The sequence below is a fragment of the Nostoc sp. genome (assembly GCF_036917395.1).
Classification (GTDB): domain Bacteria; phylum Cyanobacteriota; class Cyanobacteriia; order Cyanobacteriales; family Nostocaceae; genus Nostoc.
This window is the reverse complement of the sequence record NZ_JBALDI010000068.1, coordinates 16,683-31,505: the sequence shown is the minus strand read 5'-3', so window position 1 is coordinate 31,505 and position 14,823 is coordinate 16,683. Positions and strand designations below refer to the sequence as shown.

Genomic DNA, 14,823 nt, shown 5'->3' with positions numbered 1-14,823 from the left:
AGATAAATATTTTCGTTTATTTAAAGTTATTGAAAATAGCTAACAATAAAATCATGGTTTGAGAAATCAAAATGGGAGCATCCACTTTTGGAAGAAACATAATTATTTGGTGCTAAAAACCCTCTATATGGTTGGTCTAAAAAATCGAGCTGCCAAAAGTGGATGCTCCCAATTAAAATTAGCGATCGCCTATGCCTAATTTTTAACCGTGGTCAATTACAAAGTTTTTGAGCGAATAAAAAACTATTAACAATGGATAAAAAATACTCTAATTTATCACCTGCAAAAAAAGCCCTTATCGAAAAATGGAAGGGAGGAAAATTTCAAGCTAATACTATTCCCAGATGTCAAAGCTCTAACAATGTTCCCTTATCTTTCTCCCAACAAAGACTGTGGTTTATTGACCAACTTTACCACAGCAGTTCATTCTACAATATTCCAAGTGCCTTTCATTTAACCGGATCACTTAATATTACAGCACTACAACAAAGTCTTAATGAAATCCTCAGGCGTCATGAAGTTTGGCGCACAACTTTTGCACTTGTAAATGGAGAGCCAGTGCAAGAGATTGCACCCCAATTAACTTGGGACTTACCCATCCTCAACCTAGAACATTTGTCTGCTAAAAATTGGGAAGAAGAGATTAAACAACTTGCAGCTCTTGAAGCCAAAAAACCCTTCAATTTAGCGAAAGGACTTCTTGTAAGAGCAACTTTACTCCGCTTGGGTGAAGAAGAACACGTTTTCCTTTTGACCATGCACCATATTATTACGGATGGATGGTCTGTTGGTGTGTTCCTGCGGGAGTTGGCAACGTTGTATGCAGCTTTTTCTACAAATCAGCCTTCTGGTTTACCTGAACTCCCCATCCAGTACGCAGATTTTGCAGTTTGGCAGCGAGATTGCCTACAAGGTGAACTGCTCGAAACCCAACTCAATTACTGGAAGCAACAACTAGAGGGTGAATTACCTGTCTTACAGTTACCTACAGACCGTCCGCGACCAAATGTTACTACTTTTACTGGTGCTAAACAATATTTTACCTTCTCCAAAACCCTAACAGATGCGCTAAATCAATTGAGCCAGCAAGAAGACGCCACTTTATTTATGACTTTACTGGCAGCATTTAATACATTATTATACCATTATACAGAGCAAGAAGATATCGTCATTGGTTCTCCAATTGCAAACCGCAACCGAGTTGAACTAGAAGGGATGCTGGGTTTGTTTGTGAATACTTTGGTGTTACGTAATAACCTCAGTGGTAATCCCAGTTTTCGGGAACTATTGCATCGGGTGCGTGAGGTAACTCTCAATGCTTATGCACATCAGGATTTGCCTTTCGAGATGCTTGTAGAAGAATTGCAACCTGAGCGAGACTTAAGCCGGAATCCACTTTATGAAGTGATGTTTGTCCTGCAAAATACTCCAACGTCTGTCCAGGAAGCTTCTAGTTTAACTGTGCGTACTTTGCAGTTCGATAGCGGTACAGCTCAGTTGGATATTTTCCTGTCGATGTTTGAATCTCAACAGGGCTTAACAGGTTGCTTAGAGTACAATACAGATATTTTTGAAGATGCAACAATTACTCGATTTATTAGTAATTTCCAAGCTTTATTAGAAAGTATTGCTGTAAAGCCAGAACAGCGTATCTATGAATTATTAGCGCTAACTACTTCCGAGCAAGAGCAACTGTTATTTGATTGGAATGAAACGAGCGCAGATTATCCTCAAAATACCTCCCTTCATAAACTATTTGAGCAGCAGGTTGAGCAATCTCCTGATGCATTAGCTTTAATTAGCCAATCAGAAGAATTGACTTATCGCCAACTCAACCAAAGAGTTAATCAGCTAGCTCATTATTTACAAAAGCAGGGTGTAACAAAAGAAACGCTCGTCGCCATTTGTCTGGAACGTTCGCCAGAAATGATTGTGGGGATTTTAGCTGTTCTCAAAGCTGGCGGTGCATACATTCCCCTTGATCCAAGTTATCCGGTAGAGCGCCTTAGCTTTATGCTCTCTGATTCTCAAGCATCGGTGTTAATCACCCAACAGGAGATATTAAAAAAGCTTCCAACTTCTTTAGCTAAGACTGTTTGCTTGGATATCCATTTTGACAAGATTGCCCGAGAAAATCAGGAAAACCTCTTTAGTATCTCAAAAGCTGACAATCTCGCTTATATTATCTACACTTCTGGCTCCACCGGAACTCCTAAAGGTGTTATCGGGACTCATCGAGGTACAGTCAATGGCTTGCATTGGTTGTGGAAAACCTATCCCTTTACAAAAGAAGAGGTTTGTTGCCAGAAAACAGCGATTAGCTTTGTAGACTCAATATGGGAGATTTTTGCTCCTTTGCTTCAGGCTATTCCCACTGTGATTATTCCAGATGCAGTTGTATTAGACCCACAATTGTTCATAGAAACTCTAGCACACTATAAAGTTACACGGATTGTACTTATCCCCTCACTACTGCGCTTACTCCTAGATAGTTACACTCATCTAACTAAGAATTTATCGCATTTAAAACTCTGGATAACGAGTGGGGAGGCGCTATCTGTTAATTTAGTCCAAACTTTCCACCAATTAATGCCGTTTGCAAAACTGATAAATCTTTATGGCTCATCGGAAGTTTCTGCTAATGTTACTTACTATGACACGAGTTTATTGCCAAAACAAGCAACAAGTATTCCCATCGGTCGCCCTATTGACAATACTCAAGTCTATGTGTTGAGCAGCCATTTGCAACCAACGCCTATGGGAGTTGTTGGTGAACTCTATATTGGTGGTGATGGACTGGCAAATGGATATTTGTACCGGACTGAATTAACTCAAGAACGGTTTATTGATAATCCCTTTATATCAGGAAGCAAACTTTACAAAAGTGGCGACTTAGTGCGTTATCTTAACGATGGAAATCTTGAGTATTTAGGTCGTGATGATGACCAATTTAAAATCAGAGGTTTCCGTGTGGAATTGGGAGAAATTGCTTCGGCGATTGCACAACAGAAAGATGTGCGAGAATCTGTTGTCATCGCTGGTGATGATGCTCAAGGCTTAAAGCGTCTAATTGCATATGTCGTCACGGATAAGCAAGACATTGTGTCACTATTGTTGCACCACTTGCAGCATAAACTGCCAAATTACATGATACCATCTGCTTTCGTCGTCTTGGATGCAATACCCCTTACACCCAATGGTAAAGTTGACAAGCGATCGCTTCCCACTGATGATCGTATCCGACCAAACACGACTCAATCCTTCATTGCTCCGCAGAATTTTACGGAATTGGCTTTGGTGAAAATTTGGGAAAATCTCCTGAATACTAGTTCGATTGGAGTTACAGATAACTTCTTTGACTTGGGTGGTCACTCATTTTTAGCTGTTCGGTTAAGGTCTCAAATTCACGACAGATTTGGGCATAGTCTTTCTTTATCTACTCTTTTTGAAAACCCGACAATCGAAAAACTAGCGACTATTGTCAGTCAGCCTTTCCGTGAGATATCCAATTCTCATCTGGTTGCAATTCAGTCTTCTGGTTCCAAGCTTCCTTTCTTCTGCATGCATGGCGCTGGTGGAGGTGTTAATCCTTACTTTAAAGTATCCAGAAGACTTGGTGAGGAATATCCATTTTATGCCTTGGAACAAAGTCATACTCAACAAGAATCTGAAATCATGACAGTGGAGGAAACAGCAGCTTGCTACATCCAAGAAATTCGTAAGGTGCAACCGAATGGCCCCTATCTTTTAGGAGGTTTTTGTTACGGTGGTGTCCTTGCTTTTGAAATGGCACAACAATTACAAAGGCAGGGTCAAAAGATAGGTTTGTTAGTTGTCATTGATGCCATATTAACAGAAACGACTATTAAACCTTCAAAAGAAGATGATGCTAAGTTATTACTTCGCCTTGTTGAAGAAATCAAAACTCACAATGATGTAGACTTTTTAGTTCCTTATGAAGAACTGAGAGATTTGCCACTGGATGAACAACTTCGTTTGATAAATAAAAAAGCAAACTTCATCTTTAGTGACACAGAGATTAAGGATTATCTGCGTACTTATACGATTTTCAAAGCTAATGTTCAAGCCATGCGAAATTATGTCTCGCAGGTTTATCCTCATGAGATTACTCTCTTGCGAGCGAAAGAAAAAATTATTCATGATTTTGAAAGTCCAGAATTTAATACTGATGACTCCTTGTTAGGTTGGGGTAAATGTTCCAGTCAACCAATCAAGGTTATTGATGTTCCAGGCAATCATTTCTCAATAATAGATGAACCTCATATTCAGGAATTAACTAGACAATTAAGAATTTGTATTGATAATGCTTACTTTTGCATAGAGAAAGCGAATAAAGAAAACTGATGAAACTACCCGCAGGACCGAAAATCCCCCTCTGGCTGCTGAATCAGCAATTACAGGCTGATCCGTTTGGTTGTATGGATGTCATTTGCAAACGCTATGGTGACATCATCACTGTAATGTCTGGTTCTACACCAATAGTCTATGTCAGCAATCCCTCAGGAATTAAGCAGATTTTCACTAACACTAGAGAAATTACAGCTAGGGGTGCATTGAACCAAAGTTTCGCCTTCCTGGGAGGAAACCAAGGAATACTTCAGCTCGATGGCTTACGCCACAAACATCGTCGTAAGCTATTGATGCCTGCTTTTCACGGTGCGCGGATCCAAGCATACGGGCAACGTATCTGCGAACTCACCGAAAAAATAATGAGCCAACAGGTGCTTGGTAAACCTTTCCTTGCTTCCCCTACCATTGAAGATATCACCCTGCGGGTAGGTGTAGAGGTTGTCTTAGGCTTACATGAGGGAGAGCGCTACGAAAAAGTCCAGTATCTATTTTCTTCTGTGCTCAAACATCCGCAATCCCCCTTTCATAAGCTGGTTATGAAACTTCCCTTTGGAAAGCGGAATTTTGGTCACTGGAGTCCGCAAGGACACTTCTTTTACCTCCGACAGGAGCTCTTCCAATTACTGTATACTCAAGTTGAAGAACGCCGCGAACAAGCAGACCCTTCTCGTACTGATATGCTCTCGGAGCTAATATTGGCAAGCGATGAAACGGGTGAACCGATAACAAATGAGGAGGTGCGTGATCTATTAATCTCACCCATAGGAGCGGCTAGGGATGCTTCGGCAACTGCGCTTGCCTGGTCTTTATATTGGATTCACCGTTTGCCTCTAGTTCGTGAGCGATTACTTGAGGAACTCGATAACCTTGGTGATTACCCAGATTCAAAAAGCATTGTTGCACTGCCCTACCTTAGTGCTGTTTGTAACGAAGCACTACGAATTTATCCGACTCAATTATTCACATTTCCGAGGTTAGTAGAGTCACCAGTTGAGGTAATGAGCTATGAGTTGAGTCCCGGTACAGTACTCATTGGTAATATATATCTCACGCATCAGCGAGAAGATTTATACCCGGAACCAAAACAATTTAAGCCAGAGCGATTTCTCGAAAAACAATTCTCTCCCTATGAATTTCTCCCCTTCGGCGGCGGTGCTCGTGTTTGTATCGGAGCAACTTTTGCTTTGTTTGAAATGAAGCTTATATTGGCGACGATTCTTTCGCGCTATCAATTATCATTGGTTGACAAGCGACCAGAACGACCAAAGTTTGGAGGTCTCCTTTGCTACCCTGCTAGTGGTGTGAAAATGGTCATGTACGGTCAACGTCAGCGCCAAAGGCAGCCACATCAACTGATGATTAATTGAGTCTAGCAACAATATTAGCAAATATTAGAATCTATCCCACAATTTTAAAAAATTCTACTTCTGTTCGTAAAATCTGCTTGAAAACCTTGATTTTTCACTTTTATTTCTCAATAAGCTTAAGCTTTTTACCACAAATATTATTAGTGGGATAGGTTCTAATAATTAAGAAATTACAAATTAAGAATACTGATGAAACTACCTAAAGGGCCAAAACCTGCCTCATGGTTGCAGAATATTCAATTTAAAACTGATCCCTTTGGCTACATGGATGCTATTGGCAAGCGATATGGTGATATTTTCACTATTATGTTAGGTTCTACACCTGTACTGATAGTGAGCAATCCACAGGGTATTAAAGAGATTTTCACGAATGCAAAAGAGATTACATCTCCTGGAAAGTTTCAACGAGGAGCATCCGCCATTTTTGAATCGAACAACGGCTTACTCCAGCTAGATGGATTACAGCACAAACATCGGCGCAAGCTCTTAATGCCCCCCTTTCACGGTGAGCGGATGCGAGTCCATGGGCAGCGAATCTGTACTCTTACAGAGAAAATCATGAGTGAGCAGGCGATTGGCAAACCTTTCTTAGCTTTTCCGCTCATGCAAGTTATCACTCTGCACGTGATCTTGGAGGCGTTGTTTGGCCTGCATGAGGGAGAGCATTACAAACAAATCGGTCAACTGCTTTTTTCGGCACTAAGTTTTTTGCGCTCTCCTATGGCGACAATCGTCTTTTCTTTCCCTTACCTGCAACAGGATTTAGGTCGCTGGAGTCCATGGGGATACTATCTTCGCTTACAGCAACAATTTGATCAACTTGTCTACACCAAAATCAACGAACGCCGTGAGCAAAGAGATTCCTCTGGCACTGATGTCCTCTCCAATCTAGTATTTAGCCAAGATGAAATGGGTGAGATGTTGACAAATCGGGATGTGCGTGACTTGCTACCCTCATTCCTAATCGCTGGTAGGAATACCGAAGCAAGTGCAATAGCTTGGGGTTTGTACTGGATTCATAAGAAGCCCTTAGTCCGCGAACGATTGCTCCAAGAACTAGATAACCTTGGTGAGTGCCCAGACCCCGTGAGCATTGCTGGACTACCCTACCTTAGTGCTGTCTGTAATGAGGTTTTGCGGATTAACCCGATTCAGATAGTCACATTTCCACGCATGGTAGAATCACCTATTGAGCTTATGGGGTATGAGTTGAGTCCTGGGACAATACTTAGAGGTAGTATTTATTTGGCCCATCAGCGTGAGGATTTGTACCCAGAACCGAAAGAATTTAAACCAGAGCGCTTTTTAGAGAGACAATTCTCTTCTTACGAATTTCTGCCTTTTGGCGGCGGCGCTCGTCGTTGTCCTGGCGAAGCTTTCGGTTTATTTGAAATGAAGCTTGTATTGGCAACGATTCTTTCACGTTATCAATTAGCACTGGCAGATAAAAGACCAGAGCTACCAATGCCCTTAGGTATCAATTATCCCCCTGCCAGAGGATTGAAGATGGTGCTCCTCTCTGGCCGTCAGTGCCAAGAGCAGCCACAGAAGTTTGCTGCTAATTCAGCGTAAGAGGTTGTTTGAAAAGTGTTTCGCTGTGACCTTAGGCACTTTTAGATCCCCCTTAACCCCTCTTTTTAAGGGGGGAACCGGAATCAAAGTACCCTTTTTAAGAGAGATTTAGAACTTTTGATACCAACAAGAGGACTTTTAAAACATCCTCTAAGATGTGTTTGTCTTCCGGTAAACAATTACAATTTTAACCCGAAAAAATATAAAATGAAAGCCATGATCACTAAAATCGAGCCATTAGGAACAGGAACAGGAAAAATAGTATACAGTACTAACGATTCTGAAGATATTTTACGCTTTTCTAAAGCGGAAACTCTTGAGCTATTCAAGTCATCTGGAGTTATTATTTTTCGAGGTTTTGGGGTAACTCCTATGCTGATGAAAACTTTTTCAGAAAAAATTAGTTCTAGCTTCATTGGAGATCCCATAAAAATAAGTATTGACTCTGATAACTTTGTTAAATTAGTAGAATTTGATACAAATGCTATTCCTCCTCATGCTGATTATGCTTTTACTCCTTTTCGACCTGATGTTATTTGGTTTTGCTGTACTGAAGCGCCTGTAGAAGGAGGCGAAACTCTATTTTGGGACGGTGTCCAAATATGGAAGGAAATGAGCAAAGATACAAAACAGTTATTTATGGAAAAAAAAATAAAGTTTTCTTGGGCTAGCTTTCTATTAGAGCACTTAAATGAAGTTACTTTCTTAGGTGAAACCCTTGATGACGCCAAACCAATATTGGATAAATTTGAGGGATTGAGTTATCAGATAAATGAAGATTCGACCCTTAGTGCCAAATATACTTGTTCAGCAGTAGTAAAAACTAAGTCGGGGAATCAAGATGCATTTGCCAACGACATTTTGGGGGGATATAAGGCTCTTGGAGATGAGGATTTTGAAGATGGTTCAAAGCTTCCTAACGAAGTCGCCGACGAAATTCAGAAGCTTTACGATAAGTTTACGCAAGAAATATCTTGGCAAGCTGGTGATTTAGTTATGATGGATAATTGGAGATTTACCCACGGTCGCCGCGAACTCAACAAAGATAATCAACGAAAGTTATTCACTGTGCTAACTAAATTGAGTTTAGACTAGTTTGCGGTGCAAAACTCAAAAAGCTTACTCTATAAAGCCTAAAAACCTTGGTTTTAGTTCCTTGAAACATCTTAAATCAGTATCCTTATTTTTTGGAAATTTAGTTTCACACCGAGAACTAGACTAATCGATGGCTAAATGACCTAATATGGTGTTTCTTTCATATGTTGCTAGCGGTTTATTGCGCTAGTAGTTTGTCACATAAACTTTGCAGAGTGTCTAATTTTTGAACAATTATACGCGCTTCTTGCGGCTCAAAAACTTCATACAGCGCGGCTGGATTATGAATGTTTAGTTTATCAACTACTAAACAAATAACGTCAGCCTCCCCGCAATAAATATCTATTCATCATGGAGGTAACAGATATGGTTAAAAGTATAAAAGGCGCTGTGGTGATCACAGGAACATCTACAGGTCTCGGTCGAGCAACTGCGCTTTTGTTGGACAAGCAAGGGTATCGTGTCTTCGCTGGAGTCCGTACAGAAAAAGACGCTGAATCACTAAAGCAGGCTGCATCTAGTGATTTAACACCAATCATCATGGATGTCACAAAAGCAGAACAGATTCAATCTGCCTTAGAATTTGTCTCACTAGCCGTTGGGGATGAAGGACTGTTCGGATTAGTTAACAATGCAGTTGTAGCAGTAGACGGTCCGTGGGAGTGTGTTGCGATTGATGACCTGAGATGGCAATTTGAAGTAAGTGTTTTCGGGCTGATTGCAGTCACACAGGCCTTTTTACCAATGATCCGAAAAGCCAAAGGTCGGATTATTAATATCACTGCGGTCGGAGCTAGGTTAGCTGCCCCATTTTTCGGACCCTTAGTTGCTTCAAAGTTTGCGCTGGAGGCAATAACAGATTCTATGCGGATGGAATTACGTTCTTCTGAAGTTGAAGTTCTTTCTATCCTACCAGCTTCAATGAACACAGAAGTATCTGACAAAGTGGAGGCAAGCTACCAGAAAACATTAGCTAATATGTCACCTGAAGCTAAAACTGTATATGGCAAAAACTTCAGAATATTTATGGAAAATGTAGTAGAAGGAAATCGCCAAGGAATACCACCTGAAAAAGTCGCAAATGTGATCTTGGAGGCTTTGGAAGCTCGCAAACCTAAAAGGCAATATGTTGTGACGAAATCAAAGTGGAGAATTACTATTGGTGCATTACAAAAAAGATTAATGCCACATCAGTATTTTTATGATAATTTTTATTATGATGGTATACGAAAGAGATTAGGACTTGATTAAAAAGTTGATTAAATTTGACTTATTGTATAAACTTTTTAAAAATGTTTGATTTGATAATGATAATACATTTAAAAACTGTCATAGAGGCTCTGGCAGGGATGTCATTTGTAAACATTAGATTGTTCCAAATATAGTCAACATGCGAACTCAACAGACCGATCAACTTCCCCTCACAGATTGTCGTTTTTGCTCGTTGGTTTCTAAAGCTAACGGAGAAGACCCCATTGGTACAGCAGATACTTGTGACTATTGGTTGATTATGGAAGTTTCACAACCTTGGTCTCAAGATATCTTTGGCGAAAATCCAACAATAAAGCCATTAATAAGCTTGTTCCAAGAGTTAATTGTCAAGCATGAGATCAAGCTCAGACCAATGTTAATTGCTCCTGATCGCGAGTACTCTCACCCTGGCTTTACCCGCGTATTGTATTACTACCGTCCTGCCAAGATGTTTTCTCAGTTTGAGAAGCAAGAGTTTGTTGTTCCAGAAGGGGAAGCCACTGCTTTGCTAACGGCAATACTCAAGCAGTTAATACAACAGCACAACGATTTATCAAAGTTTCAGCAGTATCAACAACAAACCAGTCATATTCGTGAACTCATGGTTTGCACCCATGCTCAAGTTGACCTGGCTTGTGGCAGATTTGGAACTCCTCTGTATCGTCAGCTACGTAAAGAATATGCGCCTGCTTCCAATGGAAAGTTAAGAGTGTGGCAAACAACTCATTTTGGAGGTCATCAGTTTGCTCCCACCTTAGTTGATTTACCCCAAGGATGCTTGTGGGGACATTTAGAACCAGAAGTATTGGATTTACTGGTAAACAGAAATGGTTCAGTTTCAGACTTGCGTCAATTCTATCGAGGATGGGCAGGTTTAACTAAATTTGAGCAAATTGTTGAGCGTGAAATCTGGATACAATTGGGTTGGACTTGGCTTGATTATTTGAAAACTGGCGAAGTGCTGGCAAAAGAACTCAATGAAGAGCATCATGTTGATGAAGAACATCCTGTCTATTGGGCTGAGGTGCGTATTGATTTCACCGCGGTCGATAGCAATGTATCAGGTGCTTATGAAGCCAGAGTTGAAGTTTGTGGTGAGGTAAAAAGTGCATTAAACTCAGCAAAACAGATGGAATTACAAGCGGTGGAACAATATTGTGTTAGCCGTTTGACCAAGCTTGATTAAACAGCAATAAGTCAAAAACTTAAAAATGACTTCACAAAAACAATCTCAGCTGACAAATGAGATCCTTCAAGGCAATCTCGTTCAACTGATGTTCAAGTTATCAATACCCAGTATTGCAGGAAAGCTTATACTAGGCTTGACTCCTTTTATTGATGCTTTGTTTGCAGGACAATTCATTGGTAAAACTGCTATCGGTGGTATAACTCTTGCCTTACCATTCATTTCTATCTTGGGTGGTTTGACTGACTTAATTGGGGTAGGCTCTGCTTCTATTTTCAGTCGAGCCATTGGTTCTGGAGATATCAAAACCCAGTCCAAAATATTTGGCAATCTAGTAATAATGAGTGTTCTTATCTCCTTTGTTGTCACAATTTTTAGCTACAATTTTGCTGAAAAATTAATTGTATTCATGGGAGGGCGTGGTGAAATGACCTCTGCTGGAACAGAATTTTTGAGGATTTATGTGCTTGGATCAGTATTCTCTACTGTAGGAATTGCTTGTAATTATCTCATTAAAGCAGAAGGTAAACTAAGACTTTCGATGATATATGCTACTATTTATTTTGTTGTTAATATCATCTTAAATACCATATTTATTAGTATCTTTCATGGGGAAATTATAGGATTAGCCCTTGCTACAGTTATTGCAATGGCGGCTTACTGTATTGGAGTATTAACCTATTACCTTTCGGGAAAAAGTTTGATAAAACTCAATGATGTAAAATTGACATTATCAAAAAATTTAATAGCGGAAATTATATCAGTAGGAAGTTCAAATTTCTTAGTACCAATGCTCGGTTTCATTCAAAGTTTTGTCATTTTAAAATCAATTTATCATTATGGGACACAGAATGATATAGCCTTTTTCGGAGCAACAGTAACATTGACTTCATTAACATTTATTCCCTTAAATGGGTTTTTGCAAACCTTACAACCTGTGATTGGTATAAATTATGGAGCTAGAAATTATGATAGAATAAAAAAAGCTTATTTACTTTTTATTATTTGTGCAACTGTTTTATTAACATTATTTTGGCTTTTTATACAGTTATTTCCAAAAATATTTTTAGGCTTGCTTTTGCCGAATGTTAATTTTAGTCTCAATGATTTACTAAACTTTCGTATTCTTAATTTATTAATACCAATTATGCCGATTATTCCATTTGGGGCAATTTTATTTCAATCTATAGGCAAAGGTCAAATTGTTTCACTCATAGTTTTATTAAATAGTTTATTGTTTTCTATTCCATTAATACTTTTTTTTAGCAAGTTTATGGGTGTTAAAGGTATATATTTTGCATATATTGGGACTGATCTTTTAGTTGTATTGATAGCATTAATATTAACAGCTAAAGAATTTCATAAATTTAACAAAATGGTAATAAAAACAGATTATTCATAAATTATTTAAAATAAATAATTTATGAAGTTATTACCTTGCATTATAATATGCAGATAAATACTCGATAGTGGAGTATCTTCGCTTTTAATGCTTTAAAGATGGCAACAATTAAGAAAAAGCGTGACAAATCATGGTTTTATCAGACTCTAAGCCCAGCAAAACGCAGTTTCCGCTCTCCCCTATACAATGGGTATACGCTTACTGGGTTTCACGATGTATCTATGTCGTTGCGAAACTTGGTATTGCTGATTTGCTTAAAGACAGTTCGCAACACTGTGATGATCTGGCTACTGCAACGAATACCCATAGTGATTCTCTTTATCGAGTGTTACGAGCGCTTGCAGGTGTGGGAATTTTTGCTGAGATACAACCCCAATACTTTGAGTTAACACCACTAGCCGATTGTTTGCAGACTAATGTTCCCGGCTCGATACGGAATCAGGCAATTTTGCGAGGTGAGGAACATTACTATAAAGCTTGGGGAAATTTGATGTATAGCCTGCAAACAGGCGAAAGTGCCTTTGAGCATTTGTACGGCATGGATTTGTTTCAGTACAATGAGCAAAATCCTGTTGAAGGAGAAATCTTCCATCAGACTGTGGCTTCGTTTAAAGAGGCATATGCCTCATTTTTAGAGGCTTATGATTTTTCCTCAATCAATAAGCTAGTAGACGTTGGTGGTGGCATAGGTACTTTTCTGACTGCTATCCTCGAAGCTAACCCTAGCATGATAGGGGTGTTGTTCGAGCTTCCAGAAGTGATTGACAAAGCCAAGAATTCACGTGAAACTGCATCTGTTTATGATCGCTGTCAACTAATAGGGGGTAGCTTTTTTGAGGCTATCCCAGAAGGAGGAGATGCTTATTTACTCATGCAAGTTGTTCATAACTGGGATGATGAGCGGGCGCTCGCCATTCTTAAGCACTGTCATCAAGCCATGAAAGAACAAGCACGACTTTTGGTAATAGACTCTGTTATTCCTGTTGGAAACGAGTTTTTGTTTCATAAGTTTATGGATGTAAATATGTTACTTATGTGCCCTGGTGGACGGGAGCGCACTGAAGCTCAATTTCGAGACTTGTTTACATCTGCCGGGTTTGAACTCACCAAGATCATCCAAACTAAATCGGAATTCAGCATCATTGAAGGAGTTAAAACAGTTAACTATTAACTGTTAAATATTTTGACGATTAAATGAGGTATCACTATGGCAACAATGGGGAAATATTGCAAAGCCTATCCTATTCAGAAGTTACGACAGTTCAGTCAGTGGACTGAGAATGCTGACAATACAAGAAAAGAGAAAAAAGAAGTTGATGGCAAGGAACTCGAAATTAATAGGGAGCTAACTGATGATGACTTTCTTTATTTACAAGAAAACTATGTAGTGACAGACGGCATTTTCAAGGACGAAAATATCATTTTTGATAATGTAACTCCTGAGTGGGTAGACTTTTGCAAAAATATACTCTCGTTCGAGATTTTAGTTTATGAACCTGTGCAGGTACAAACATCTTCCTCAGGTCAAGGCACAGGTAAATTATAGGTATTTAGGTAAAAAAGCAAGCATAGTTTAGGAAAGACTTTTATGAACGAGTTAGTACAACGATTGTCAGAAGGCGAACATCCCGTTGAAGCAAGTCTGCGACCTGATAAAACAGCAACCGCTTTGAAAGAGTGCATTGACCGTGGATATGTTTATATCAAGTTTACGGACACTAAGGGAGGTACTGATTTAGGTGTCAGCATTGATTTAGAGGCATCTAACCTCAATGAAGCCGACTTCTTTAACCAAAAGGGTCAGGTTCACATAGTTGGTAACTTAACTTTGAACTACGTGAAAGTTCGATGTATTGCAGATATTGACTTGAAAACCTTAGAAGGTCAGGGATACCTTGAACCCATAGGAGAATGATGGCATTTTGAATTTTAGATTTCGGATAGCAATGCACTGTGTACAAAGCATAATTCGTTAATTAACGGAGATAAAAATGTATCAAGATGATAAAGAGGACACGACAATTTACAAAGTTGTAGTCAATCACGAAGAACAGTATTCCATTTGGCCCGCCGACCGGGAGAACGCGCTTGGTTGGAAAAATGCTGGAAAAAGTGGTCTCAAACAACAATGTCTAGAATATATCAAAGAAGTTTGGACTGACATGAGACCGCTTAGTCTCCAGAAGAAGATGGAGGAAGCTGCTCGCACTCAAGTATAACTTAAATAAACTTCTTGCAGATTGACTCATCAGGATATCCTATAGAAGCGGGCCTTTAGGTGTCTATGTCTTGCCACCTGTGGCGGCAAAACAGTTATGATCAAGGCAGAAGAGCCAGTACGGGGGTGAAACAGCGTTTTTAGTAAAGTTTCCCTCGTGCCGACTCTGCTAAAAGGGTTCCCCAGCATGAAGCATCTGGCGTGAAGAAGGGAAACCCCATATCATAAGTTGTAAGCACCAAGCCTATAAAACCCATTTGGAATCTCTGATGAGGAGCCAAGATCAGGAATAAATGGCATACTCCAGCAGCTTAATCGATTAAGAGTGGAAATTCATTGAGCCATTACTGCCGCAGAAGAA

The 14,823-nt window shown here is 39.6% G+C and carries 11 protein-coding genes; all 11 read left to right on the top strand.

Annotated features, from left to right (window positions below; translation table 11 throughout):
- The first annotated feature begins 252 nt into the window (after positions 1-252).
- The 11 genes from V7K46_RS23210 to V7K46_RS23160 all read left to right on the top strand — a co-directional run bounded on the left by V7K46_RS23210 (position 253) and on the right by V7K46_RS23160 (position 14,463).
- Positions 253-4,365 carry a non-ribosomal peptide synthetase gene (locus V7K46_RS23210; protein ID WP_335117227.1) on the top strand — a complete coding sequence of 1,371 codons (4,113 nt, stop codon included), beginning with the start codon at positions 253-255 and terminating at the stop codon, positions 4,363-4,365.
- The gene (locus V7K46_RS23205) at positions 4,365-5,738 is read left to right on the top strand and encodes a cytochrome P450 (protein ID WP_335117225.1); all 1,374 of its coding nucleotides are present in this window, start codon (positions 4,365-4,367) and stop codon (positions 5,736-5,738) included. Before V7K46_RS23210 ends, V7K46_RS23205 begins: the two co-directional genes overlap by 1 nt.
- Positions 5,739-5,927: 189 nt before the next feature.
- Positions 5,928-7,310: a cytochrome P450 gene (locus V7K46_RS23200; RefSeq protein WP_335117223.1), complete on the top strand. Its 1,383-nt coding sequence runs from the start codon at positions 5,928-5,930 to the stop codon at positions 7,308-7,310.
- 207 nt (positions 7,311-7,517) lie between these two features.
- Positions 7,518-8,405 carry a TauD/TfdA family dioxygenase gene (locus tag V7K46_RS23195; RefSeq protein ID WP_335117221.1) on the top strand — a complete coding sequence of 296 codons (888 nt, stop codon included), beginning with the start codon at positions 7,518-7,520 and terminating at the stop codon, positions 8,403-8,405.
- 366 nt (positions 8,406-8,771) lie between these two features.
- Positions 8,772-9,656 carry an SDR family NAD(P)-dependent oxidoreductase gene (locus tag V7K46_RS23190; RefSeq protein ID WP_335117219.1) on the top strand — a complete coding sequence of 295 codons (885 nt, stop codon included), beginning with the start codon at positions 8,772-8,774 and terminating at the stop codon, positions 9,654-9,656.
- A 139-nt stretch (positions 9,657-9,795) separates the two neighbouring features.
- Positions 9,796-10,842, top strand: coding sequence for a sucrase ferredoxin (locus V7K46_RS23185; protein ID WP_335117217.1), 1,047 nt, complete (start codon positions 9,796-9,798; stop codon positions 10,840-10,842).
- Between the two features lie 25 nt (positions 10,843-10,867).
- Positions 10,868-12,244: an MATE family efflux transporter gene (locus V7K46_RS23180; protein ID WP_335117215.1), complete on the top strand. Its 1,377-nt coding sequence runs from the start codon at positions 10,868-10,870 to the stop codon at positions 12,242-12,244.
- 130 nt (positions 12,245-12,374) lie between these two features.
- Complete coding sequence (locus V7K46_RS23175) at positions 12,375-13,415, top strand: methyltransferase (RefSeq protein ID WP_335117213.1); 1,041 nt, start codon at positions 12,375-12,377, stop codon at positions 13,413-13,415.
- 36 nt (positions 13,416-13,451) lie between these two features.
- Positions 13,452-13,790: a hypothetical protein gene (locus V7K46_RS23170; protein ID WP_335117211.1), complete on the top strand. Its 339-nt coding sequence runs from the start codon at positions 13,452-13,454 to the stop codon at positions 13,788-13,790.
- A 42-nt stretch (positions 13,791-13,832) separates the two neighbouring features.
- Positions 13,833-14,159: an MbtH domain protein gene (locus V7K46_RS23165; protein ID WP_335117209.1), complete on the top strand. Its 327-nt coding sequence runs from the start codon at positions 13,833-13,835 to the stop codon at positions 14,157-14,159.
- 76 nt (positions 14,160-14,235) lie between these two features.
- Complete coding sequence (locus V7K46_RS23160; RefSeq protein ID WP_335117207.1) at positions 14,236-14,463, top strand: MbtH family protein; 228 nt, start codon at positions 14,236-14,238, stop codon at positions 14,461-14,463.
- Positions 14,464-14,823 lie beyond the last annotated feature (360 nt).